At 63.3% G+C, this 25046-nt stretch carries 21 protein-coding genes; 7 read left to right on the plus strand and 14 right to left on the minus strand.

Annotated features, from left to right (window positions below):
* Nucleotides 1-310: 310 nt before the first annotated feature.
* From H9Q75_RS12390 to H9Q75_RS12400, 3 genes are read right to left on the minus strand one after another with little or no spacing between them, the layout of a single operon-like run.
* Nucleotides 311-1396, minus strand: a complete 1086-nt coding sequence (locus H9Q75_RS12390; protein WP_186567592.1) for a GerAB/ArcD/ProY family transporter — start codon at nucleotides 1394-1396, stop codon at nucleotides 311-313.
* Nucleotides 1397-1446: 50 nt separating this feature from the next.
* Nucleotides 1447-2526 (minus strand): Ger(x)C family spore germination protein, encoded by a 1080-nt coding sequence (locus H9Q75_RS12395; RefSeq protein WP_186567594.1) that lies wholly within the window; start codon nucleotides 2524-2526, stop codon nucleotides 1447-1449.
* The gene (locus H9Q75_RS12400) at nucleotides 2523-4043 is read right to left on the minus strand and encodes a spore germination protein (RefSeq protein ID WP_186567596.1); all 1521 of its coding nucleotides are present in this window, start codon (nucleotides 4041-4043) and stop codon (nucleotides 2523-2525) included. The genes H9Q75_RS12395 and H9Q75_RS12400 overlap by 4 nt, the downstream gene beginning before the upstream one ends.
* A 187-nt stretch (nucleotides 4044-4230) precedes the next feature.
* On the opposite strand from H9Q75_RS12400, the gene H9Q75_RS12405 reads away from it, so the two are divergent.
* Nucleotides 4231-5163: a phosphate acyltransferase gene (locus tag H9Q75_RS12405; protein ID WP_186567598.1), complete on the plus strand. Its 933-nt coding sequence runs from the start codon at nucleotides 4231-4233 to the stop codon at nucleotides 5161-5163.
* Between the two features lie 56 nt (nucleotides 5164-5219).
* On the opposite strand, the gene H9Q75_RS12410 is transcribed toward H9Q75_RS12405, so the two are convergent.
* The 10 genes from H9Q75_RS12410 to H9Q75_RS12455 form a co-directional block, all read right to left on the minus strand.
* Entirely contained in the window at nucleotides 5220-7859 is a 2640-nt protein-coding gene (locus H9Q75_RS12410) for a cation-translocating P-type ATPase (protein WP_186567599.1), read from the minus strand.
* A gap of 93 nt (nucleotides 7860-7952) precedes the next feature.
* The gene (locus H9Q75_RS12415) at nucleotides 7953-8654 is read right to left on the minus strand and encodes a response regulator (protein ID WP_186567601.1); all 702 of its coding nucleotides are present in this window, start codon (nucleotides 8652-8654) and stop codon (nucleotides 7953-7955) included.
* Nucleotides 8651-9028 (minus strand): helix-turn-helix domain-containing protein, encoded by a 378-nt coding sequence (locus H9Q75_RS12420; protein WP_186567603.1) that lies wholly within the window; start codon nucleotides 9026-9028, stop codon nucleotides 8651-8653. Before H9Q75_RS12420 ends, H9Q75_RS12415 begins: the two co-directional genes overlap by 4 nt.
* A gap of 155 nt (nucleotides 9029-9183) precedes the next feature.
* Nucleotides 9184-10455 (minus strand): peptidylprolyl isomerase, encoded by a 1272-nt coding sequence (locus tag H9Q75_RS12425; RefSeq protein WP_186567605.1) that lies wholly within the window; start codon nucleotides 10453-10455, stop codon nucleotides 9184-9186.
* Between the two features lie 115 nt (nucleotides 10456-10570).
* Complete coding sequence (gene mfd, locus H9Q75_RS12430; protein ID WP_186567607.1) at nucleotides 10571-14083, minus strand: transcription-repair coupling factor; 3513 nt, start codon at nucleotides 14081-14083, stop codon at nucleotides 10571-10573.
* 85 nt (nucleotides 14084-14168) lie between these two features.
* The gene (locus H9Q75_RS12435) at nucleotides 14169-14408 is read right to left on the minus strand and encodes a phosphopantetheine-binding protein (RefSeq protein ID WP_186567609.1); all 240 of its coding nucleotides are present in this window, start codon (nucleotides 14406-14408) and stop codon (nucleotides 14169-14171) included.
* A complete protein-coding gene (locus tag H9Q75_RS12440) occupies nucleotides 14398-15744 on the minus strand; it encodes an AMP-binding protein (protein ID WP_186567611.1) in 1347 nt (448 codons plus the stop codon). The genes H9Q75_RS12435 and H9Q75_RS12440 overlap by 11 nt, the downstream gene beginning before the upstream one ends.
* 15 nt (nucleotides 15745-15759) lie before the next feature.
* Entirely contained in the window at nucleotides 15760-16581 is an 822-nt protein-coding gene (locus tag H9Q75_RS12445) for a VanW family protein (protein WP_186567613.1), read from the minus strand.
* A gap of 9 nt (nucleotides 16582-16590) precedes the next feature.
* On the minus strand, nucleotides 16591-17187 hold the full coding sequence (gene pth, locus H9Q75_RS12450; protein ID WP_186567615.1) for an aminoacyl-tRNA hydrolase: 597 nt from the start codon (nucleotides 17185-17187) through the stop codon (nucleotides 16591-16593).
* A 71-nt stretch (nucleotides 17188-17258) separates the two neighbouring features.
* Nucleotides 17259-18215: a ribose-phosphate pyrophosphokinase gene (locus tag H9Q75_RS12455; RefSeq protein ID WP_186567617.1), complete on the minus strand. Its 957-nt coding sequence runs from the start codon at nucleotides 18213-18215 to the stop codon at nucleotides 17259-17261.
* 455 nt (nucleotides 18216-18670) lie between these two features.
* On the opposite strand from H9Q75_RS12455, the gene H9Q75_RS12460 reads away from it, so the two are divergent.
* The 6 genes from H9Q75_RS12460 to H9Q75_RS12485 all read left to right on the plus strand — a co-directional run bounded on the left by H9Q75_RS12460 (nucleotide 18671) and on the right by H9Q75_RS12485 (nucleotide 24756).
* On the plus strand, nucleotides 18671-19057 hold the full coding sequence (locus tag H9Q75_RS12460; RefSeq protein WP_186567619.1) for a GntR family transcriptional regulator: 387 nt from the start codon (nucleotides 18671-18673) through the stop codon (nucleotides 19055-19057).
* Complete coding sequence (locus H9Q75_RS12465) at nucleotides 19050-19952, plus strand: ABC transporter ATP-binding protein (RefSeq protein WP_186567621.1); 903 nt, start codon at nucleotides 19050-19052, stop codon at nucleotides 19950-19952. Before H9Q75_RS12460 ends, H9Q75_RS12465 begins: the two co-directional genes overlap by 8 nt.
* The gene (locus tag H9Q75_RS12470) at nucleotides 19927-21813 is read left to right on the plus strand and encodes a hypothetical protein (protein ID WP_186567623.1); all 1887 of its coding nucleotides are present in this window, start codon (nucleotides 19927-19929) and stop codon (nucleotides 21811-21813) included. The genes H9Q75_RS12465 and H9Q75_RS12470 overlap by 26 nt, the downstream gene beginning before the upstream one ends.
* Nucleotides 21814-22039: 226 nt before the next feature.
* Nucleotides 22040-23299 carry an acetyl-CoA C-acetyltransferase gene (locus tag H9Q75_RS12475; RefSeq protein WP_186567625.1) on the plus strand — a complete coding sequence of 420 codons (1260 nt, stop codon included), beginning with the start codon at nucleotides 22040-22042 and terminating at the stop codon, nucleotides 23297-23299.
* Between the two features lie 108 nt (nucleotides 23300-23407).
* Nucleotides 23408-24097, plus strand: a complete 690-nt coding sequence (locus H9Q75_RS12480; protein ID WP_186567627.1) for a CoA transferase subunit A — start codon at nucleotides 23408-23410, stop codon at nucleotides 24095-24097.
* Complete coding sequence (locus H9Q75_RS12485; RefSeq protein ID WP_186567629.1) at nucleotides 24097-24756, plus strand: 3-oxoacid CoA-transferase subunit B; 660 nt, start codon at nucleotides 24097-24099, stop codon at nucleotides 24754-24756. Before H9Q75_RS12480 ends, H9Q75_RS12485 begins: the two co-directional genes overlap by 1 nt.
* An 89-nt stretch (nucleotides 24757-24845) precedes the next feature.
* Here H9Q75_RS12485 and H9Q75_RS12490 read toward each other — a convergent pair.
* Nucleotides 24846-25046, minus strand: a 201-nt coding sequence (locus tag H9Q75_RS12490) for a 4-hydroxyphenylacetate 3-hydroxylase C-terminal domain-containing protein (protein ID WP_279287666.1), incomplete at its 5' end; no start/stop codon positions are given.

Below are 25046 nucleotides of genomic sequence, written 5' to 3' on the forward strand. Positions count from 1 at the left end.
TGTTTAATTTACAAGGTACACGCTCGTCCCTCATCCAGCCGCTCTCCCGAGCCGCTGTCAGGACTTTTAGTTTAACATACCCGCTGCTCGCTTGTCAAGTGCTTTCTTTCACTTTTTTCAGCCATTTTCTGGCCGGAACCCGGAAACCTCTGCACTTTCAAGGCTTTCCCGCGAGCGCTCAATTAATATACCAAATCGGCTGCGACTTGTCAACACCTTTTTTGCAATTTCTTTCGTCTTTTTTTACTGCTTCTTGATACAACAAGATATGCCCTTTTCTGCCCCGGGTTATCCACAAGATATGCGTGCTTTACCCTTTCCTCCGGAGGAGCACAGCGGGTAGAAGCGCGGCAGGAATCAGAAATCCGAAGATAACTCCTCCCCATTCAGCGGCCTGCCCCATCCACTGAGACAGGGCAAAGGCATCGGGAAAGAAAAAAATTGCTCCGATTAATGCGGCCAGCACGACCGGCCACGCGGCCGTACTGCGCTTTCGGAATCCGAATACCGACTGCGCCATGGCGCAGCAGGCTGAGGCTAAAAGGCCCAGGAGAGTAAGATCCGAGAGGACCCACAGAGCAATTACCACCGACTCCACCCGTTCAAAGGCTCCGGGCACACCGATTCCCTTTACCATCATAAAAAAGGGGGTGTCCATACGTGCGGTCAGCTCAGGCCCGAAATTGCCTAAACAGACCAGCTGCAGAGCCGCGAGCACCGCACAGAAAGCGGCCGCCCATTTCAGGCTCCGCCGCCGGTCACTGGAGCGGCGGGTCACATTTCCGCCCAGAAAGGCGCCGAACACTCCATATCCCACCACTGACAGTACCGGCCGCACAGCGCGCGCCACACCCGGCACATCCTCGGCCCATACCGGCAGGACATTGGACGCCCGCACCCGAAACAGGCCGAAGAACAGGGTCAGCCCCAGGCAGAGCGCCAGCGCCAGATAGAACAGCTCCGCCGCCCGTGCAAAGGCAGACAGCGGCTTTCTCACCAGCCACAGCACCAACAGCAGGGCTGCCATCAGAAAAAATCCCAGAGGAGCGTTGCGGTAGCTGGTGGACAAAAAGCGCAGCCCGAACAGCCGAGTATTTGCACACAACAGGAAAAGTCCCCATATAAGATAAAGGAGGACAAGCGCCTTGCCCAGAGGCGCCCCAAGGACCCTCTGGGCAATCTCTCCCAACCCGGTCCCGGTCTCGGTCCCCCGGAACAGGGCGGAGATGACCCAACACAGGGCCAGGACGATGGGCAGCGCCGCCAGGGCAGACAGCCACCCCGCCCTTCCGGCCTCCTCCGCAGTCCGAGTGGGCAGCAGGCGTACCACAGGGGACAGCAGGGCAGTAAACAGGAGCACCATCAGCTGCCGCATGGAGATCTGGTCGTCGGTCATGGGTTCACCACCTTGTTCTGATTTACCGCGTCACGGCATTTCCTTATTTTTTAAGAGGCATCATAGCCGCGTTCAACTTTGCCCTGAACCACAACCTGTAGCTCCAGTCCGGGCAGGTTCCATCCGGCCTGGATATCCGCCTTCCTCCAGGGCGCGGCCAGGCAGGCTGCCTGTTTCAGCCCCAAATAATCCGCGTCCAGCGCCTGGGACAGCGCCAGGGCCGCCTCCAGCCGGGCACGCTCTGTATCCGCCAGCCGCTGTTCCACCGCCTCCAGCTGCCTGCGGTCCCGCAAGTCCACCTCCGGCGTCCCCTCGGCCAAATTAGCCTCTACCCTGCATCGGATCTCCAGTCCGGTCAGAGCCTCTCCCTCAAAGACAGGCTTCACCCTGGTTCTGGCCCCTACAATGCGCAGGGCCACATGCTCCGTCTCCAACACGTCCGCGTCCACCTGCCCCAGATAGAGGTTGACGCCCTTTGCCGCAGCCTCCTGTGTCCATCCGACCAGCCTGTTTTCCTTTAAAATTGCGTACCCCGCGGCCTCCAGGGTTCCCTCCGCCAGCTCCAGGGCCGGGACAAACGCTGCTTCCTGCTCCCCCAGGTCCGTGAGCACCTGCCCCACCGTACGGGTCATGGTGGCGGAGAGCAGGCCCGCGTCTTCCGACATGGCCTCCAGCCGGTCCGCCGCCGACTCGCCCGGTCCGGCCGCCGAGCGGATGGCGGTCTGCGCATCAGCGCCCCGGATGATATAGAGGTCCGTATCCAGGCGGGTCTCCACATCCCGCAGCACATAGTCCAGCGGGGCCAGCAGGTTTTCCCGGGCCAGTGTCTCTCCCAAAAGCAGTTGCCCCACGTGGCCATAGAAGAGGCTGGATTCCCCCTTGCCCTGGAGCGTCAGAAGGGCCCCGCTGATGGTCCCGCCCTGGCCGTCCAGCAGCTCGGGCAGCTCTCCGTCCTCCGCCCCGCTGGACAAAGTGACACTTACCCCCTCCGCCGTCACGTCCGCCCCCATGGTCCGCATGAGCACCACGGTGTCGATCTCTCGGGCATAGGGGAGCAGGTCCAAGGGATCGCCCCCCAGCACCATCAGTACCACGGCCGCCGCAGCCAGGAAAAGCCACGTCCGCTTCATCCCTGGTTCCTCCGATTGCGCGTTTTGAGAGCGTCGGGGCGCAGCTTTACCCGGGGCAGCGGCTGCCGGAGTACCGCATGCCCCTCCACCTGTTTCCCGTCGTTTGCGGCAAAGGGGGTGAGGTAGGACACCCCAAAGCTCTCAATTCCCGCCAGGTGAATGACCAGCGCGGCCGCGCCCATGACCAGCCCAAACAGCCCGGCCACGCTGGAGAATACCGCCAGCACAAACCGCCAGATGCGCAAAGCGCCGGCCAGCTCCTGGCTGGGCATGGTATATCCGGCGATGCCTGCCACTGAGACTACAATCAGCACCGCTGGGGAGACGATTTTCGCCTCTACCGCCGCGGTGCCCACCACGAGCCCGCCAATGATGGATACGGTCTGCCCAATGGACTGGGGCAGACGCAGCCCCGCCTCCTGCAGAATCTCAAAGGCCAGCAGAAGGATCAGCACCTCAAACACCGAGATAAAGGGCACATCCTGCTTGGCCGCGATGATGGACAGCGCCAGCCGTGTGGGAATCATCTCCTGATGAAAGGTGACCATGGCCACATAGAAGCCGGGCAGGGTTAGCGTGAGCAGCAGGCAGATGCCTCGGAGCACCAGCAGCACGGAGGAGAGCATCCAGTTGTTGGATTTGTCCTGGCTGGCCCTCAGGAAATCCCCCAGCACGCCGGGCGCCAAATAGCCCAAGGGCAGGCCGTCGATGAGCACCCCCACCCGGCCCTCCGCCAGCCCGGCGCAGAATTTGTCCGGCCGCTCCGTATACTGCACCAGCGGAAACGCGGTGCCGGTACAGTCCACAATATACTCCTCAATATTTCCGGTGGACAGGGCTGCGTCAATGTCAATGGCCGCCAGCCGCTCCTCCACCTGGCGCACCAGCTCCGGGTCGGTAATCCCCTCCATCCACAGGATATCAACTGTGGTCAGGGACTGCCTCCCCACAATCTGTTCCCGGATCTTCAGCTCCGGGGCTTTCAGATGCCGGCGCACCAGGCTGGTGTTGGTCCGCAGGGACTCCACAAAGGAGTCCCTGGAGCCTTTAAGCACGGTCTCGTTTTCCGGGTCGCTGACCGAGCGCTTCTCCTCGGTCCCCACGTTAAAGGAGAGGACCGTGCTTTTCCCAGGAAAGAGCAGCAGGCAGTTGCCGTTTACCAGGTCAGCCGCCGCCGTATCCATGGTGTCCCGCTCGTCCACCCCCAGGTTGTACAGCGCCCCTGCCTTGATCTGCGCCATCACGGCGTCCATGTCGGGGCAGGCAGCCAGGGCGCTGTCCTGGGCCAGTGGCCGCAGAACATAGTCGCTCACCCGCTCCATTTTCACCATGCCGCCGATGTAGCACAGAGTCAGCTTTTTCTCCTCATCACCGGCCAAAGCCACTTCCCGGTGGGAAAAGTCCACGCAGTCCGCAAAAACCTGCTCCAGGCTCTCCAGACTCAGCGGGAGGGAAATCCGCGGCTCCTTTCGGGGATGAGGCGGTATGCGCGCCTCATCCCGGCCAAAAAAGCCCATACGCTCCACCTCCTTTTCCAATGATCCCTGCCAGTATGCCCTCTTTCCCCCAAAATATGCGGCCATACCCGGGCACTTTTCCGACACTTTTCACAAATTCCTCTTGTTTTCCTTCCGAATAGGCCGTATAATTATACTAGGGTAATTTCAGTGCCCTTTGAAAATGTGTGGAAAAGAGGCGGACTACATGGAATTAAAGAACTTTGATAATATTATCAGCCGGATCCCGAAGCTCCCAGCTCCGCTGCGGGTCGTTCTGGCCGGCTCAGACGGTGAGAATATGCTCCGTGGTCTCTTCCGAGCCCAGGAGGAGGGCTTTGTGCAACCCGTGCTGGTGGGCGACCGTGCCCGCACCATCACCCAGCTGGAAAAGCTGGGGCTGGAAAACAAGCCCTACACCATGGTGGACACCCCGCCCGGCCATAATGTCACCCAGGCCGCCATTGACATTATCACCTGCGGGGATGGCGACATCCTCATGCGGGGCAGCATGCCCACCCGGGATTTTCTGATGCCCGTTCTGGATAAAAAAAACGGCCTACGCACCAACCGGATCATGAGCCATGTCTCTCTGGCCTCCATTCCCGAATACCCCAAGCTGATGGCGCTGTCCGATATGACCATTATTGTCAATCCCAACCCCGCCCAGAAGAAGGCCATTATCAAGAATATGGCCGATGCGCTGAAGGCCTTCGGCTACGAAAACCCCAAGCTGGCTCTGCTGGCGCTGGTGGAAAACGTCAATTTCCACATGCCCGACACCATCGAGGCCCAGCGCCTGGTGGCCGAGCAGAAGTCCAGGCCCTTTGCCGACTGTGAGCTGTGGGGCCCCATCTCCTATGACCTGATTATCTCCAAGGAAGCCTGCCGTCTGAAAAACTATGACTGTCCCTGGGCGGGCGGTGGTTTTGACGGCATTGTGGCCCAGAACCTGCTCTCCGCCAACACCCTGGTCAAGAGCTGGCTGATCCACGCCCACGCCGTGACCTGCGGCGCCGTGGTGGGCGCCAAAGTGCCCATCGCCCTTACCTCTCGCTCCGCCGCCGCGGAGGAGAGCTTCCTCTCCCTGGTCTTCTGCGCCGTGCTCAACGAGTGGCGCAAGACCCAGGCGCAGGATTGAGTTTGATTGAAACAAAGCGGAGGTCCTGCTTCAGCAGGACCTCCGCTTTGTTTATCTTAACGGGACAGCAGGGCCTCTTTCCCGGCCTGACCGGCGGGCTTTCGCCGCACCCGGCCCCGGCCGGCGGCCTTTACCGCCTCGCACACCACCACGGGCGTTACCGCCAGGGCGAGCACCACCGCCCACTCCATCGGGCTCATGGGTACTGTATTAAAGATGGCCTGGAGGGGCGGAATGCATAATACCGCCAGCTGCATGGCCATGCCCACCAGGAACGCCCGGTTCATCGCCCGGTTGGAAAGCAGGCCGATGTGCAGCAGGGAGGCACGCTCGCTGCGCACGTCAAAGGCGTGGAACAGCTGACACAGAGTCAGGGTTGCAAAGGCCATGGTGTTGGCCGTGGAGCTGGCCTGTCCCGGATCGGAGAGGACATACTCCCCCAGAAAATAGGCCGCCAGGGTCAGCACCCCCACCATTACCCCCTGCCAGGCCAGACGCAGGGCAAAACCGTGGGCAAAGAGGGAGGCGTGGGCCTCCCTGGGCGGCTGATCCATGACGCCCTCCTCCACCGGCTCCACCCCCAGCGCCAGGGCGGGCAGGGAGTCGGTCACCAGATTGAGCCAAAGCAGCTGTACCGGCACCAGGGGCATCTGGTGAAAATCGAACAGGGTGGCCAGGAAGATGGTCAGGATCTCCCCGATGTTGCAGGATAGCAGATAGTGGATGGCCTTTTTGATGTTGGCGTAGATGCCGCGCCCCTGTTCCACGGCGGAGACGATTGTGGCAAAATTGTCGTCGGTCAGAATCATATCCGCCGCGCCCTTGGCCACGTCGGTCCCCGTAATGCCCATGGCACAGCCGATGTCCGCCACCTTCAGGGCAGGGGCGTCATTGACTCCGTCCCCGGTCATGGCGGTCACCTTTCCCCTGGCCTGCCAAGCCTTCACAATGCGCATCTTATGCTCCGGGGAGACTCGGGCGTAGACGGAGAACTTCTCCACCTCTTCCTCCAGCAGCTCCTGGGGCATAAAGTCCAGGTCCTCCCCAGTGATGGCCAGGTCCCCTGCCCGGAAGATTCCCAGCTCCCTGGCCACCGCCACGGCGGTGAGCTTGTGGTCGCCGGTGATCATCACCGGGCGGATGCCGGCGGCAAAGCACTGCTCCACCGCCTCCCGCGCCTCCGGCCGGGGCGGGTCCATCAGCCCCAGCAGCCCCACAAAGGTCAGATCCTGCTCCAGCAGGGCGCTGCTGAGCTCCCGTGGCAGAAACTCCAGATCCTTATAGGCCACGCCCAGCACCCGCAGCGCCTTGGCCGCCATGGCCTCATTGCGGCCGGCGGCCCGGCCTGTCCCCGCCTGCCGGCAGCGGCGCAGCAGCACGTCGGGCGCCCCCTTCACGCACACCCGGAATCCCCCGCCGGGCTTTTGGTGGACCGTGGTCATCAGCTTTCGAGTGGAGTCAAAGGGAAGCTCTCCCCGACGGGGCCAGTCCGCCTCCAGCTGGTTTTTCTCCACCCCCTCCCGCTCCGCCAGCTCCACAATGGCCGTCTCGGTAGGGTCTCCGGTGCACTGGGGCAGCCTGCCCCGGTAGGAGAGCACCGCATCGCTGCACAGGGTTCCGATGGTCAGGGCCAGGGCGCGCTCTCCCCGACGGGGCGTCCATACGTCCACCACGCTCATTTTATTCTGGGTGAGGGTGCCCGTCTTGTCCGAACAGATCACGCTGGCACAGCCCAGGGTCTCCACCGCGGGCAGGCGCTTTACAATGGCTCCCCGCTTTACCATCCGCTGCACGCCCAAGGCCAGCACAATGGTGACAATGGCGGGCAGTCCCTCCGGGATCGCGGCCACCGCCAGGGAGACCGCGGTGAGGAACATGCCCAGCAGATCCTTGCCCTGGAGCAGGCCCACCCCGAACATCACCGCGCATACGCACAGGCAGAGGAAAGACAGCGTCCTGGAGATCTCCGCCATCTTTTTCTGCAGGGGGGTCTGTGCGCTCTCCTCCCCCAGCATCAGCCCGGCGATGCGGCCCACCTCGGTGTCCATTCCGGTGCCCACCACCACCCCGGCCGCCCGGCCGGCGGTAATGACCGTGGCCGAGAGGAGCATGTTTTTCCGGTCCGCCAGGGGCGTGTCCTCGGGCAGCGCGCCCAGCGCGCCCTTGGATACCGGGACGGACTCTCCCGTCATGGCGCTCTCGTCCGCCGTCAGCCCGGCGCTCTCCAGGATGCGGGTATCAGCGGGCACCAGGTCCCCCGCCTCCAGACGGATGATATCCCCCGGTACCAGGTCCGCAGCCTCCACCCGCTCCAGCCTTCCGTCCCGCACCACCCGCGCCAGGGGCGCGGACATACGCCGCAGTGCCTCCAGCGCCCGCTCGGCGCTGTCCTCCTGGGAGATGGAGATACAGGCGTTGACCACCACAATCACCAGGATAATCACCGCGTCCAGCCAATCCTCTCCCCCGCTGGCCCAGAGGGACAGCGCCGCCGCGGCCAGCAGGACCAGGATCATCGGGTCCTTCATCTGCCCAAAAAAGCGGCGGGGCAGGCTCTCCCGCTTAGTCCCCTGGAGTCGGTTGGGGCCGTATCGGCCCAAACGGCGCTCCGCCTCCTCCCCGCTCAGTCCCCGGACCTTGTCCGTCTCCAGCTGCTCCAGCGTCTGCCGGGCGCTCTTTGCGTGCCATACGCTCATTGGTATCTCCCCTTGACATCCATTATTTTCCTGTTCTTTGGATATCAGTATAGCACGCAGCCTGTCCGATTTCAGGGGAAATCTGGCGAGGGCTTATCCCCTCAGCCGCGCGGCCAGCCTCCACAGAAAAACCCGGTTGCTGGGCGGCTGGTCCGCCAGGGCGGCGGCCTCCAGGAGGGTCCGATATAGGGGAGAGCCGGCCTGGTGAATGGACCGGATTACCGCGCGGATATTCTTCTCCACCCGAATCCAGGTGCTCCCGCTTTCCACAATGGAGTCATAGTACGCCTGCTTGAGCAGCATGGTCTGGGTCGGATCTCTGGCCAAGGCGGCGGCGGTCTGCGCAGTCTGCCGCACGCTCAGATGGTCTCTCTGCGCCCCCATCTGCACCAGCAGATCCAGTGCCTTTTCCCGAAGCACATCCCGGTGCAGCGCCCGCAGCAGTGAAAACAGGCTGGCCATATTCAGCGGTTTGATGGCAAAATAGCTGGCACCCAGGTGAATGCAAAGGTCCGTCACCCGGCTGCTGCCGACCCGGGAGGTCACCACTACTCCGGGCCGCCTCTGGGGCGGCTGTTCCCCCAGCTTCCGGAGCACCTCCAGCCCGTCCAGGCCGGGCATGACCAAATCCAGCAACAGGAAATCCGGCCGCTCCCTCGCCACCAGCTCCAGGGCCTCAAATCCGTCCCGCGCTGCAGCGCACAGCTCCAAATCCGGCTGCCGTGCAAAGTGGGCCTCTACCAGGAGCCGGTCGGACGGGTCGTCCTCCGCCAGCACCACCCGGATGGGTCTCACCGGCGCACCCCCTGGTCCTCCGGCCCGCTTCCCAGGATCGCACGCGCCGCGTGAATCAGCATGTCCGCGGCGTATTGCCGGTCCATCGGCGTCAATTCCCGCAGGTATTCCATGGCCCACGCCTCGGCCGGACTCTCCGCCCGGCAGCCGTAGAGCAGTGTCTCCATATCAATATGCAGCGCTTTGGCAATACGCCCAAAGATGATAAAATTCATACACTTTCGTCCCTGCTCAATGTCGCTGACGTACTGGGTGGAGATATCCGCCGCTTCCGCCAGCCCCTCCTTTGTCATGCGCGCCTCTTCCCTGAAGTGGCGAATGCGCTCTCCCACTGGGATGCAGACCTCCCGTCTCCTCTGCTCGGCCTCTGTCATGTCCACTACCGCCCTTTCTAAACGATAGATATAGATTGACACAACAATTGAATTTTAAAATCATCTATTGTTTGTTTTTATCAAACAATTGTTTTAATTATAAAAGGGCCCCGCCAGATGGCGGGGCCCTTTTTCTGTAGAATTCGGCCAGCAGCTTATTCCCCGGCCGGTGTAGGGGTTGGCTGGGCGGTGTCCGCAGGGGCAGTTCCTTCCGGCTCGGCGGAGGGGCTGGCGGTGGCGGCGGCAGCGGCCTCCTGCTCGGCCTGCTTCTCCGCGGCCCAGGTCTCGTTGAGCTCGGTCATCTTATTATAAAACGCCTTGGGGTCCAGCGCGTCATAGGCGTCGGTGGTCTCCACCTTGGCCTCGGCCACCCAGCCGTCCACGATCTGGTTCATGGCATAAGTCTGGAAATAGCCCTGATAGGTCTCGTTCTCCGTGGCCTGGGGCAGACGCAGGATAATGTGATAGCCGAACTGGCTCTTCACCGGCTCGCTGATCTCACCCACCTGAAGGGCCAGAGCCGCCTCTTCAAACTCGGCCACCATCTGACCGGCATAGGTATCATAGCCGTCGGGGGAATAGAGGTTGCCCTCCTCGTCCCGGCCGTCGTCGCTGCGCTCCTGCATCACCTTGTCAAACTCGGCCTCCGGGTCGTCTGCGGCGCGGATTTGGGCGAGGAGCGCATCGGCCTCCTCCTTCACCTTTGCGGTCTCCTCCTCCGAGAAGTCCTCGTACACCGGATTGCCGGAGGAATCAGTCTCCCCGGTCTCCCGGCGGGTGGTGAGCAGGATGTGCTTGCAGCTGTAGAAGCCGTTTTCGTCCAAGAAGGCCGTCATATTCTCCTCCGTGGCCTGGAGGCGCTCGTCTCCCTCCTCTACGAGCTTGGCCACATAGGCCTGATTGAGGTAGTAGACCTCATTCATAGCTCGGAAGGTCTCCTCGGTAATACACTGGCTGTTCAGATACTCCTCCAGCGTGTAACCCATCATACTGAGATAGCTGGACATCTGCTCCATCTGGGCGTCCGCCTCGGCCTGCTCGTCCTCGGACAGGGCGAGGCCCTTTTCGGCCGCCTTGCTCTGCATAACGGCATAGAGCTTGGCCGTCTCCAGCGCCGCGGTCTTGAGGTACTCGGAGGTGGCTACGCCGTCGATCTCCTCCTCCCACGCCGTATCGTCGGCCAGATAGCCGTTCTGCTTGGCGTCCGAAATGGAGCCCAGCAGCCAGAACAGATAGTCATCCGTGGTAACGTCCGCGCCGTCTACCGTAAAGAGCACCGTATCCCGGGCAATCCCCGCCGCCTGGTAGGCGATATCGTCCGGCGCGGGCGTGGCAGACGGGGCAGGGCTGTCGCCGCAGCCGGCCAGTGTTCCCATCAGCAGGGCGCCGGCCAAGGACAGGCCCAGCAATTTTTTTGCGCATTTCATAGGTGGTATCCTCCTTAAATAAACAGCTGGCATGGATTCAGCGAAAACCACTATAGCACGTTTCCGGTTCCCGCACAACGAAAAATCCGCCGGTTTTACCGAATATTCATAAACTTCAGATTTCCTCCGGCGCGGTGGCCCCGTAGTCCTCCACCAGCCTGCGCCCCAGCTTCAGGGAGTCCTCTCCCTTTTTCAGGCGCAGAGCCAGGTAGGGGCGCTCCCCGGCGGAAAAGAGCAGGCGGGAGCGGTATTTGTCCATGGCGCACAGGGCGCTCACCCGCTGCAGGTCAAACTGAGTCAGGTAGAAATTCAGATTGCTCCCCTTCTGGCCGATCTCCGAGATGCCGTTTTTCGCCGCGTCCGCCCGGAGCAGGGCTACGGCGATCAGGTTGTTCACCGTCCGGGGCGGGTCCCCGTAGCGGTCAATGAGCTCATCCACCACGTCGTCCGCGTCCGCCTCGGAGCGGATGGCGGCAATGCGGCGGTAGAGGTCCATCCGCTGCTCCGGGGAGGGCACGTACCGGTCCGGGATGGAGGCGGCCACGCTCAGGTCGGCGGCACACTCGGTCTGCACCGGCGGCTTCTCCCCCCGCTCCTCCAGCACCGCCTCCTCCAGCAGCTTGAGGTACATGTCATAGCCCACGCTGAGCAAAAAGCCGCTCTGCTCCGGGCCCAGCACATTACCCGCGCCCCGGATCTCCAGATCCCGCATGGCGATCTTGAAGCCGGAGCCGAATTCCGCGAACTCCCGGATGGCACCCAGCCGTTTGGCCGCCACCTCGCTGAGGGCCTTGCCCCGGCGGTAGGTGAGATAGGCGTAAGCCCGGCGGCTGGAGCGCCCCACCCGGCCCCGGATCTGGTGGAGCTGGGCCAGCCCCATCTTGTCCGCGTCCTCGATAATCAAGGTATTCACGTTGGCAATATCAATACCTGTTTCAATAATGGTGGTGCACACCAGTACATCCACCTCGCCCTCGCTCATGCGCTGCATGACCTCGTTAAGCTCCTCCTGGGTCATCTTGCCGTGGGCCACGGCCACCTCCGCGTCCTCCCCCAGCATCTCTTTGATGCGCCCGGCGGTGCGGGTGATGGTCTCCACCCGGTTGTGGAGGTAGTACACCTGCCCGCCCCGCTCCAGCTCCCGGCGCATGGCGTCGGAGAGCACACCCCAGTCGTGCTCCAGCACATAGGTCTGCACCGGCTGGCGGTCCAGGGGCGGCTCCTCCAGGGTGGACATGTCTCGGATGCCGGACAGAGCCATATTCAGGGTGCGGGGGATGGGGGTGGCGCTCAGGGTGAGCACGTCCACCTGCTTGGAGATCTCCTTGAGCTTCTCCTTGTGGGTAACGCCGAAGCGCTGCTCCTCGTCCACCACCAGAAGGCCCAGGTCCTTCCACTGCACATCCTTCTGCAGCAGCCGGTGGGTACCGATGAGCAGGTCCACCCTCCCTTCGGCCACCCGGCGCAGGGTCTGCTTCATCTGGGCCGGGGTGCGGAAGCGGGAGACCACGTCGATCTCCACCGGATACTTGGCAAAGCGCTGCTTGGCGGTCAGGTAGTGCTGCCGGGCCAGCACGGTGGTGGGCACCAGAATGGCCGCCTGCTTGCCGTCGAGCACACACTTCATAATGGCCCGGAAGGCCACCTCGGTCTTGCCGTAGCCTACGTCCCCGCACAGCAGCCGGTCCATGGGCCGGGCCTGCTCCATGTCCTGCTTGATCTCGGCGATGCAGCGCAGCTGGTCGTCGGTCTCGGCGTACTCAAACTCGTCCTCGAACTCCTTCATCCACGGGGAATCCGGCGAGAAGGCAAAGCCCGGCTGCCGCTGCCGCTGAGCGTAGAGCTGAATGAGCCCCTTGGCCAGGTCCTGCACCGCCTTTTTGGCCCGGGTCTTGGCTTTCTCCCAATCCGCGCCCCCCAGGCGGGAGAGCTTTTTGGTCTCGGCGGCGTCCTCCCCCCCGCCGATGTACTTGCTCACCAGGTCCAGCTGGGTAGCGGGCACATAGAGCACGTCCGCCCCGGCGTAGGCCAATTTGACGTAGTCCTTCTCAATCCCGTCCACCGTCATCTTGGTCATGCCCACATACCGGCCGATGCCATGGTGCTCATGCACCACCAGGTCGCCGGGGGAAAGGTCGGCATAGGAGCCCAGCTTCTGCCGGTTGGTCACCGGCTTGGCCTTCCCTTTTTTCCGCCCGGTCTGCGCGCCCCCCTCGGTGAGCACAGCCAGCCGCGCGCCGGGGAATTCCATGCCCCCGGTCATCCCGCCCACGGCGATCACCGCTTTTCCGGGGGCGGGCAGCTGATGGAGCTGGAAATCCACGGCGGTCCTTATCTTCTGCTCCCGCAGCAGGGCCTGGAGGTTCAGGGCCCGCTGCTCGCTGCCCACCAGTACCACGGTGGAATAGCCCTCGCTGACATAGTGGGCCAGGTCGGACACTGCGGTCTCCAGGCTGGCGCCGTAGGAGGGCAGCTGTTTGGCCAGCAGGTTCAGAAGGGTGCGGGGCCGGCTGGGATACTGGGAGGCGGCAAAGGAGTCCAGATAGCACACCGGCCACTGCTCCAATCGCCTGTTCAGCCCCTCAAAGCTGAGGGAGACCTCCGCCAGCTCGCCCGCCAGCTCCCCCCGTTCCAGCAGGGTCTTTACATCCTCCTCCATCTGCCACAGCCAGGTACGGGCCCGCTCCGCCACCCGGGGGCTCTCGGAGAAAAGCACCGCCGCGTCCTCCGGCAGGTAGTCCGCCGCCGTGGCCAGCTCCGGATAGGTCAGAGCCAAATACCGGTCCATGGCCGGGAAGGAGGCCCCCCCGGCCAGCCGCTCCCGGTCCTCCTCCAGGGTGGCCAGCAGCGGAGCGCTTCCGCACCGGCCGCTCCTCGTCCGGGCAATCAGACCATCCAGCTGTTCCAGCAGGCCGGCCCGGCCGCCGGGGGCAAATTGGGGGAGCACCTCGGCGGCGGGCAGGATCTCCGCCTGGCTGATGTTCTCTGTGCGCCGCTGGGTACCCGCGTCGAAGAGTCCCAGGGAGTCCACCTCGTCCCCGAAGAACTCCGCCCGCACCGGCCTGGCCTGGGCGGGGGAAAAGAAATCCAGGATGCCGCCCCGCAGGGCAAACTGGCCCACGCCCTCCACCTGCTCGCACCGGGCGTAGCCCGCGGCGGCGAGGGTCCCGGCCAGCTCGGTCAGGTCGCAGCGCTCCCCCACCCGCAGCACCTGGGAGGCCTGGGTAAGCAGGGTCTTGGGAAGGGTGCGCTGGAGCAGGGCCTCCACGGTGCACACCAGCAGGGGGCACTCCCCCGCCGCCAGAGCGCGCAGCACGCTCAGCCGCCGGTGCTCCCACTGGCGGGAGACCACGGCCGCGTTGTGAAAGGTAAACTCCCGGGCCTGCAGGGTGCACACCGGCTCGCCGGAAAAGGCGGCCAGGTCCTTTGCCATGCGCTCGGCCTCCCCCTCGTCGGCGCACACCACCACCACTGGGCGCTCCTGGTACCGGCGCACTCCGGCGGCAAAATAGGCCCGATGCACCGCACTCAGCCCGGAAAAGGCCGCCGGGCACCCGCCGCCGTCCATGGCGGCCAGCAGGCTCTGAAATTCCGGAATGCGGTTGAGGGCGGATAAAAGCTCCTTCATGGGACACCTCGCTTTAATAAATAGAAAAAATTGGAAACCATTGGCGCAGAGTGCCCCTGCCGTCCAGCGCAGAGGTCAGCCCCGCTTAGCCGGTCCCGGCCGCCTCTCTGCACAGGGCCAGAATCCCGTCCACGGTCCGAAATGCCTCCCGGGGCACCTGGGTGGGCTGAATTTCAATGCCCAGGTCCTCCAGATCCTCCAGCAGGGTGATCAGCCCCAGGGAGTCCAGCAGACCCCGCTCCAAAAGGTCCGTGCCCGGCTCCAGGGCCTCCCGCGTGCCGCAGGCCGCCGCGATCAGCTCCCGCACCTGTGTCTCAAGCTCCATACATCTGCTCCTCCAGCCGCTTCCGGTCGCATTTTCCGTTTGGGGTCAGGGGCAGCGACGCAGAAAAGCGCCACTCCCCGGGGATCAGATAGGCCGGCAGCCGCCGGGCCAGCGCCTCGGCCAGCGCCTCCGGCCTCAGCCTCTGTCCGGTCTCCACAAAGGCGGTCAGGCCCCGCACCTGTCCCCCCGCCCGCCGGGGCAGGACGCAGGCCCGCTCCACACCGGGCAGGCTCTCCAGGGTGGCCTCGATTTCCGCCGGTTCGATCCGGTAGCCCCTGTATTTGATCTGGTCGTCCCGCCGTCCGTCAAAGTAGAGCAGGCCGTTTTCCACATGCCCCAGGTCCCCGGTGGGGTACACCCCGCCGTAGGCCGGGGCCACGCTCTCCCCCCGCAGCACGATCTCCCCGTCCTCCAGGGAGAGCTCCACGGCCCCCTCCCCCATCCGGCCGATGGGCAGCGGCCTGGCGCACATTTCCCGGGTGATGGCCACCGCGCTCACGGCGCAGGTGGCCTCGGTAGGGCCGTAGGCGTTGAGCAGCGTCAGGCCCGGAAAGCGCTCCAGCAGCTGCCCCGCCGTCCGGGGCGACAGCGCCTCTCCGCAGGAAAAGACGGTCCTCAGCCCGGGCAGCCGGGCCGGTGCAAAGGCGGCGTCCCGCAGGCACAGCCGCAGAAAGGACGGGGTGCCTACCAGCAGGGCGGGTCCGGCCTCCTCCAGCCGCCGGAACAGGGTACGAAAGTCCCCCAGCTCCCCGGCCGTCAGGGTGGTGTGCACGCCCCCCATTGTCAGGGACAGGTACACATCGGCCACCGACAGGTCAAAGGACAGGGCCGCCTGGCCCAGCACGCCCCTGCCCGCCGTCCCGGCCACGCCGGGCAGGCTCCGGGCCCAGCGGAGGAAGTGCTCCAGGTTGCGGCGGCTCACCGCCACCTGCTTGGGCACGCCGGTGCTGCCCGAGGTGAAGAGCAGGTACGCAATGCCCTCCGGAGCCTCCGCCGCCGGGCAGCGTCCGCCCGGAACGGCCGCCTCCCAGTCCGCCCGGGTCAGGGGCCGCGCCCCGGTCCGCTCCAGCAGGACCCGCCGCCGGGCCGCCGGCAGGGCCGGGTCCAGGGGCAGGTAGGGCCGGCCGGCGATGAGGCAGGCCAGAAAGGCCGCCGGGACCCACACCTCCCGCACGCCCAGCACCGCCACCGGACCTTCCCCCTCCGCCCGCAGGCGGGCGGCCAGGCTCTCCGCCCGGGGCCAGAGCGCTCCCCAGGAAATCTGCTCCTCCCCGGCGCACAGGGCGGGCCGTTCCCCCAGACGGGCGCTGTTCTGCCGTATCTCTTCCAAAAACATGGTATGCCTCCGGTGCTACACCAATTCTTCCGCCGGAATCAGGGCCGGGTCATAGAGCACCCGGGAGTGATTGTCCAGGACCAGCTCCTTTGCCGTCTGTGTCCCACTGGCCCGGTCGATGACCAGCCGGTACACCTGGCTGACCCGGTAATACTCCGCCCCCTCCCGGACAAAATGGTGGTTTTCCTCCACCAGCCGATAGCGGCAGGGAAAGGGACGCTCCACCCGCAGCTCCCCGCACAGGTCGTCCCCCTCCAGCCATACCCGCAGCTGCACCGGCCGGCCGGTTGCGTTGAAAAACCGATAGTCCACATGGGGACAGAACACCGACGTGCCGGTGCCGAAGGGCACCCGCCGCCGGTCGTCTGGAAAGAGGGCGTCGGTATGGTGGTGCAGCTCAGTAACCGTCAGCGGGCTGTTGAGTACCAGAAAGTGGATTAGGTTGGCCAGCTGGCACAGGCCGCCCCCCACCGCCGTGCGGGCCGCGCCGCTGGCGATGGCCAGGCCGGGCAGATAGCCCCGCCGGGCCGTGGGCGGCCCCACCAGCCGCCAGAAGGAAAAGCTCTCCCCCGGCTCCACCACCACACCGTCGATGCAGGCGGCGGCCAAGGCCAGATTGGTACGCTTGTTCTCCTGAAGGACCATGTCCACCCCGGCCAGCCGCCGGAGCACCGGGGAGCGGTGCCCCTTGACGATCACCGGCAGATTCTCCTCCCGCCGCCCCGCGGCAAAGCGGACGCCGGCCCGCCGGTCCCGCAGGCGCTTGCGCGCTGCCTCCTTCCACAGGGAAATGCGGTAGCAGACCGGCCCCAATTCACAAAACTGCTTTCGTCTCATCTCAGCTGCTCAATTAAAACGGTTCATAGCCCGGTCCATGCCCTCCCGGATGCAGCACTCCACCGAGTCGGCGGCCCGCTTGATCGCCTCGTCCATGGTCCGCTTGTCCTCCCCGATAAATCTGGAGAGCACCCACTCGGCCATGTCATAGTCCGGGTGGGGCTTCTCCCCCACCCCGATTTTTACCCTGGGAAACTGATCGCTCCCCAAGTGAAGAATGATATTTTTCAGCCCATTGTGCCCCCCGGCCGAGCCGCCGCGGCGCAGGCGCAGCTTCCCCACGGGCAGGGATACGTCGTCAGAGATGACCAGCACCCGCTCCGGGGGCACCTTGTAAAAGTCAGCCGCCTGGCGCACCGCCTCCCCAGAGAGGTTCATATAGGTGACCGGCTTCATCAGCAGCGCCTTGGCGTCCCCCACCTGGGCCGTGTTGGTCAAGGCGCGGAATTTAAGCTTCTGCACCGGGGTCCGCGCCCGCTCGGCCAGCTCGTCCACCACCATAAAGCCCACGTTGTGGCGGGTGGCCTCGTACTTGTCCCCGGGGTTGCCCAGGCCCACAATCAGCCATTCAACCCCGCCGGAATTACTTTTTCTTACAAAAAACATCTTTTCCCCTCAAAGCGGCAACGGGGGCGGAGCATCGCTCCGCCCCTGTAGGACGCCGTATCGTTTCGTTTTTATACAAACAGCTTGGAGACAGAGACCTCTTCATAGATGCGCTCAATGGCCTCGGCAAACATATGGGCCACGGAGAGGTACTTAATCTTATCACATTTTACATCCGGCTTGGGGGGAACGGTGTCGAGGAAAATGCACTCCTCCAGCACGCTGTCCTGAATGCGCTGCACTGCGGGGCCGGAGAGCACGCCGTGTGAGGCGCAGGCGGTCACCGACTTGGCCCCGCCGATCTCCACCAGGGCTTTGGCCGCGCCGCACAGGGATCCGCCGGTGTCCACCATGTCGTCCAGGAGGATGACCCGCTTGTCCCTCACGTCGCCGATGATGTTCATCACCTCGGAGGAGTTGGCCTTCTGCCGGCGCTTGTCCACAATGGCCAGGGGCATGCCCAGCTTCTGGGCAAAGGCGCGGGCGCGGGCCACGGAGCCCACGTCGGGGGAGACCACCATCACGTCGTCCTGCTCGCCGAAGCGATCATGGAAGTACTGGGTGAAGATGGGGGAGCCCAGTAGGTTGTCCACCGGGATATCAAAGAAGCCCTGGATCTGGTTGGCATGCAGGTCCATGGTGAGCACCCGGTCGGCGCCGGCACGGGTAATCAGGTTGGCCACCAGCTTTGCGGAGATGGGGTCGCGGGGCTTGGTCTTGCGGTCCTGGCGGGCATAGCCGAAATAGGGCATCACCGCGGTGATGCGGCCGGCGGAGGCCCGCTTGAACGCGTCGATCATAATGAGCATTTCCATCAGGTTGTCATTGACCGGCGCGCAGGTGGACTGCACCACAAACACGTCGGAGCCGCGGACGGTCTCATAGATGGAGACAAAATTCTCCCCGTCTGAGAACGCGCCCACCTCGGCGTTGCCCAGCTGTACGCCCACTTCCTTGCAAATGGCCTCTGCCAAAGGGCGGTTGGAGGTTCCGGAAAAGATCTTGATATCCTTACCGTGTGCGATCATGTTCTACATCCTCTCAATTTCTTTATATAGCACGTATTTCCACGCGCTTATCCCGCCCGCGGGCGGGCCCCTTCCTGCTCCAATCTGCGGCCTCCGCGCCTCTGGCGGCGCCGCCGGCGGGTCCATCTTCCCCTTCTCAATCCTTTACGCCACAATTATACCAAAGTGCCGGAGAAATTGCATCGTATTTTTCAAAAAAGTACATATTTCTTTTGCTCTTGGGATGATTGCACAAATTCCGCCTGTTTTGTCCGCGCTTTCCGGATATTTCGCCTCATTCCCCGCCGCCGGAGCCCGCTCTGTCCGGCCGGAGCGCCCTGCGTTTTCTCCCTTTCCTGCAAAAGAAAGAAATTCATCAGAAAATCTTAAGGTATTTCCCCCGCGCAATGTGTATACTAAGTGTATTAATTCGCTTCATACACTTATCACCCTACCACGCGAAAGGAGCCGGGACGATGATTAGTCTCAACTACCGCGATGCGCGGCCCATCTACGAACAGGTAAAGGACGGGCTGCGGCATCTGGTGGTCACTGGGGCGCTCCAGGCCGGAGATAAATTGCCCTCCGTCCGTGCGTTGGCCTCTTCCCTGGCCATCAATCCCAACACCATTCAGCGGGCCTACGAGTCCCTGGAACACGAGGGCTATCTCTACACCGTCATGGGCAAGGGGTCCTTTGCCGCCCCTCAGGAAGGAGTGGACCAGGCCAGGCGCAACGCCCTTCTGGTCCAGTTTGACGGCGCCGCAGCCGAGCTTTTGTTTCTCGGCATGACGCCGGAGGACCTGTACCAGCGCCTGCGGGCGGCGGCCGCCCCCGCGCGAGAGGAGGAGCAGCATGATTGAGGCAAACAACCTGGTCAAAACCTTTGACCGCTTTCGGGCCCTGGACAGCCTGACCATGACGGTCCCGACCGGCTCCATCTACGGCCTGGTGGGCCCCAACGGCGCCGGCAAGTCCACCCTGCTGCGCCATGTCACCGGGGTCTTCCGCCAGGATTCCGGCACACTGACCGTGGACGGCAGTCCCGTGTATGAAAACCCTGCGGTCAAGGTCCGCATGAACAGCATTCCCGACGAGCTGTACTCCTTTCTCTCCGCCTCTACCCGGGACATGATGCGTTTCTACCAGGGCTTTTACCCCCGCTTTGACGCCGCCCGCTACCAGGCGCTCAAAGACGTGTTCCCCACAGTGGACGAGCGGCAGCCCATCCGCCGTCTGTCCAAGGGCATGCAGAAGCAATCTGCCTTCTGGCTGGCCATGAGCTGCCGGCCGGACATTCTGGTGCTGGATGAGCCGGTGGACGGCCTGGACCCGGTGATGCGCCGACAGGTATGGAGTCTGCTTATGGGGGATGTGGCCGAACACGGCACCACGGTGCTGGTCTCCTCCCACAACCTGCGGGAGCTGGAGGACGTGTGTGACCATGTGGGCATTCTTTCCCGGGGAAAGGTGCTCATTGAGCGCTCCCTGTCCGACCTGCAGGAAAATCTGGTGAAAATGCAGGTGGTGTTCCAGGAGCGGGAGATGCCCCAACTGCCCGCGGATCTGGAGGTGCTCAACGTGGCCCAGGTGGGGCGCATTCACACCCTCATTGTCCGGGGCAACGCCACCGAGGTCACCAACCGTCTGGCGGTTTACGCCCCCATCCTCATGGAGGCCCTGCCCCTGACCCTGGAGGAGATCTTTATCTATGAGCTGGGAGGTGAGGACTATGCGGTCCGTGACATCGTGCTTTAACGTTACCCTGTTCCGGAAGAATCTGGCCCGCTTCTGGCCCATCTGGGGCCTGTACGGGGTCATCTGGTTTTTTCTGATTCCCGTGGCCCTGTTTACCAACCGCAACGCGGACTGGACCCTTTCCCAAGCTCTCCCGCTGGGGTATCTCCCCATGGTCGGCCTTTGGATGGCCGCGCTCTTCGGCATTTTGGGTGCCATGGCGGTGTTTTCCTATCTCTACGGCAGCCGCTCTGTGGGGCTGCTGCACGCCCTGCCCGTGCGGCGGGAGGCTCTGTTCCTCACCAACTATCTCTCCGGGCTGGCGTTCTTTTTCCTGCCCCATCTGGCTGTCTTTCTCATCGCCCTGGCCACTGAGGCGCTGATGGGTATTCTGGTGTTCTCCAGCCTGTTCCTCTGGCTGGTGGCGCAGAGTCTTCTGTGCCTGTTCTTTTACTCCTTCGCCGTGTTCTGCGCCATGTTTACAGGCCATATCCTCGCCCTGCCCGCCTTTTATGGCATCCTGAACGGTCTGGCCTACGGGCTGGTGACCCTCTTCAATACCATGGCCCAGGAGTTCCTCTTTGGGTACGTGGGCGTTGACCGCCTGTACGAGGCCGCCGCCTGGCTTACCCCCCTGCTTCAGCTGGCCCGGCACATGAATGTGCGTTATGACGAGGCGAATCTGGCCCGTTTCTCCGGACTGAGCTATATCTTTTTCTACGCCTTGGTGGGCGTGGTGCTGGCCGTCCTCGCCCTGCTCGTCTACCGCCGCCGTCAGCTGGAGTGCGCCGGCGACGTGGTGGCGGTGAGCTGGGTCCGGCCGGTATTCAAGTATGGTCTGGCCGCCTGCTGCGCCGTGGCCCTGGGCATGCTGCTCTACAGCATCTTCTATGCCATTACCCCCCACAGCCCATGGACCCTGCTGCTCTTTATGCTCCTCAGCGGCGCATTGGGGTATTTTATTGCTGAAATGCTGCTGCGCAAGACCTTCCGGGTATTTCACCGGGGCTGGAAGGGTTGTGTGGTGCTGCTGGTCTGCCTGGCCGCGGCCATGTGTGTTATGGAGCTGGACCTGACCGGCTTTGAGCGCCGCCTTCCGGATGCCGACCAGGTGGCTTCCGCGCGGATCAGTTCCATTGGCTCCTACCCCTCGGACGACTGCAGCTATGCCGACCTGGAGCTCTCTAAGCCAGACGATGTGGCCCTGCTGGTGCAGCTGCACCAGGCCATTGTGGATCGAAAGGACGAATTGGACGGCGTTGATCTGGACGGCTGGATTTCTGAGTCCCGTGACGGCCTGGAGGTACAGACCGCTGGCTTCACCAATTTTGAGATCACCTATCAGCTTAAGAACGGCGGCACCCTCATCCGCCACTATGCCCTGCCCATCACCGAGGAGGCCCTGAATACCTCCGGCTCCCCGGCCGCCCTGCTGAATCAGCTGATCAACACCCCGGCTCTGACGGAACAGGCCTATTTCCACAGATGGGACGAGAACTGCCGTCTGGTGGACATTACCCTTACCAGTGTGTACGATCCGGAGACGGACAGCTACACCGATCTCTATTTTACCCCCTCTGAGGAGTTGCTTTCCGCTGTCCGGGAGGATCTTCTCTCCGGCGACCTGGGCCGGCGCTATCTGCTGGAGGACGAGGCCCGGCTGGAGAACTGTTACCGCAGCGACCTGGTGCTCACCTTTACCGCGCCCGTCAGCGCTCAGTACAACGGCAGACCCGGCTCCGCCGAGGCGGACGTCACCTTTACCATCTGCATCGGTCTGGAGGCCAGCGCCTCCCGAACGCTGGCCGTCCTGTACGACGCCGCGCCGGAGCTGACCGCCGACCGGCTGCAGACCCACGCGGACCTTGCGCGTTTCGACTGATCCCCTGTCTGCATCCCCTGCTTTTCAGCCGCCCCGGGCGCTCCGGGGCGGCTCTTTTTTGCGGCAGGCGGACGGAGCTTTTCCACTGAATGACCCAAGTTCAATTTCTCTCAAAAGTGTCTATTTCCTTCTTTCTCAGGTTGATTTTTTCAGTCCCCGGCGTTATAATTTGAACTGAAGGGTATTTCCAGCGCGGAATCAAATAAAATTGGAGGTCTCATCAATCATGAAAGAAGTCTATGTAGTCAATTGCTGCCGTACCGCAGTCGGTTCCTTTGGGGGCAGCCTGAAGGATGTGCCCGCCGTGGATCTGGGTGCCGCCGTTGTCAAGGAAGCGCTCAACCGCGCCGGCGTGAAGCCCGAGCAGGTGGACGAGCTGATGTTCGGCTGCGTTCTGACCGCCGGTCTGGGCCAGAACGTGGCCCGCCAGGTGAGCGTAAAGGCCGGCATTCCCTATGCCGTCCCCTCCTACACCGTCGGCATGGTCTGCGGCTCCGGCATGAAGACCGTCATCGAGGGTGCCCGCGCCATTCTGGCCGGCGATGCCGACGTGATTGTGGCCGGCGGCACTGAGAACATGTCCGCCGCTCCCTACGCTCTGCCCGCTGAGCGCTGGGGTGCCCGCATGGGCGACAAGAAGGCCGTGGACACCATGATTAAGGACGGCCTGTGGGACGCTTACAACAACTACCACATGGGCACCACCGCCGAGAACATCTGCGATGTGTGGGGCATCACCCGTGAGGAGCTGGACGCCTTCGGCGCCGCCTCCCAGCAGAAGACTGAGGCCGCCATGAAGGCCGGCAAGTTCGCGGACGAGATCGTGCCCGTTATGGTCAAGAAGAAGAAGGAAATGGTGGAATTCAAGGTGGACGAGTTCCCCAAGGCCGGCGTGACCGTCGAGGGCATTGCCAAGCTGAAGGGTGCCTTCCCCTGCGGCCCCGAGGGTGTCGAGGACGAGATCGTCCACACCTTCCCGGTCACTGAGTGCCATGAGGCGGACGCCAGGAAGCACGTGCAGCGTGTGACCGCAGCCCAGGCCTCCGGCATCAACGATGGTGCAGCCGCCATTGTGCTGGCCAGCGGCGAGGCGGTTGCCAAGTATGGCCTCAAGCCCATGGCCAAGCTGGTCTCCTGGGGCCAGGGCGGCGTGGATCCCAAGATCATGGGCGTGGGCCCCGTGCCCGCCTCCCGTCAGGCCATGGAGAAGGCCGGCCTGAAGATCGACGACATCGACCTGGTGGAGGCCAATGAGGCCTTTGCCGCTCAGTCCATCGCTGTGGCCCGTGAGCTGCACTTTGACATGAACAAGGTCAATGTCAACGGCGGCGCCATTGCCATCGGCCACCCCGTGGGCTGCTCCGGCGCCCGCATCATCGTCACTCTGCTGCACGAGATGGCCAAGCGCCCCGACGCCAAGAAGGGTCTGGCCACGCTGTGCATCGGCGGCGGCCAGGGTGTTGCCACCATCTTCGAGAAGTGCTGAGCATAGGCAGATAGGCAGTTGCAGTGTACCTTGAGGGAGGGGCGCTTCCCGCCCCTCCCTCTTCTTTTTACACTGTGCTTTATACATTTAATTAGGAGGGTATCAATCGTGGCTAAGATTATTTCCGTAGAGGAAGCTGTCTCCATGATTCCGGATGGCGCCAGCATCATGTTTGGCGGCTTCCTGGGCTGTGGCAGCGCGCACCACATTATCGAGGCTCTGGCCGCCAGCGGCAAGAAGGATCTGACTATCATCGGCAACGACTGCGGCATGGCTACCGGCCCCAACGGCATTGAGTTCTATGGCATGGCCAAACTGGTGCACAATCATCAGGTCAAGCGCGTCATTGCCACCCATGTGGGCATGACTCCCGACGTAGGCACCCAAGGCATGGTGGACAAGACCCTGCAGGTCGACCTGGTTCCCCAGGGCTCCCTGGCTGAGATGATCCGCGCCGGCGGCGCCGGCTTGGGCGGCGTGCTCACCCCCACCGGTGTGGGCACCATTGTTGAGGAGTCTCCCCTCTGCCTGGGCAAGCAGACCATCGAGGGCCGTGACTACCTGCTGATGAAGGCCCTGAAGGCCGACATTGCGCTGGTAAACGCCCACTATGTGGACAAGGCCGGCAACATGTGGTACAAGGGCACCACACGGAACTTCAACACCGTGGCCGCCACTGCCGCCAACATCGTGATCTGCGAGGCCGACCACCTGGTTGAGGTGGGCGACATCGAGCCGGAGAACGTGGTTACGCCCGGCGCCTACATCAATTACATCGTGGATGGAGGGAAGCTGTAATGGAAAAGTCTGAGATCAAGGGCTTTATTGCCAAGCGTGTCGCCGCCGAGCTGAAGGACGGCGACGTGGTCAACCTGGGCATCGGCCTGCCCACGATGGTTCCCGCCTACCTGCCTGAGGGCGTGCACGTCATCCTGCAGTCCGAGAACGGCATTATCGGCACCGGCCCCAAACCCACTGCCGACGAGGCGGAGCCCTTCTACAAGACGGACGCCGGCGGATCTCCCGCTCAGGCGGCCAAGGGCGGCTGCTACATTGACTCCGCCACCTCCTTCGCCTTTATCCGCGGCGGCCATGTAAACGCCACCATTCTGGGCGGTCTGGAAGTGGACGAGGAGGGCTCCCTGTCCAACTGGATCATCCCCGGCAAGAAGATGCCCGGTATGGGCGGCGCCATGGACCTGCTGGTGGGCGCCAAGACCGTGATCGTGGCCATGGAGCACACCGCCAAGGGCAAGCCCAAGATTCTGAAGAAGTGCACCCTGCCCTACACCGCAGTCCACTGCATCACCAAGATCATTACCGAGATGTGCGTCATCGACGTGACCGACAAGGGTCTGGAGCTGGTGGAGATCAACCCCGAGTTCACGGTGGAGCAGGTCCAGGCCGCCACCGAAGCCACACTGATTGTTTCCCCCAACCTGAAGCCCATGTGCTGAATGCGCGAAAAAAGGACCTGCGGCTTACGCCGCAGGTCCTTTTTGTTTCATTGACAAGACTATGTACTGTATATTGTTTTCCGCCCCTCTTACTCCTTGATATGGGCGAGGGCCTTGGCGAGGGATTTTTTGTGGAGGAGGTTGCTCTGTCTGGAGATCATGATGCGCTGCGCCTGAGGGGAGCCGGCGCCGTGCATGGACTCGGTGCGGTAGCCCACGGCGGCGGTGCCCAGGGTCAGGTTTTCGATCAGCCGCAGGATGCGCAGGCGGTTCTCGGTGCTGACCCCGTC

The organism is Lawsonibacter celer (assembly GCF_014281125.1).
Classification (GTDB): Bacteria; Bacillota; Clostridia; order Oscillospirales; family Oscillospiraceae; genus Lawsonibacter_B; species Lawsonibacter_B celer.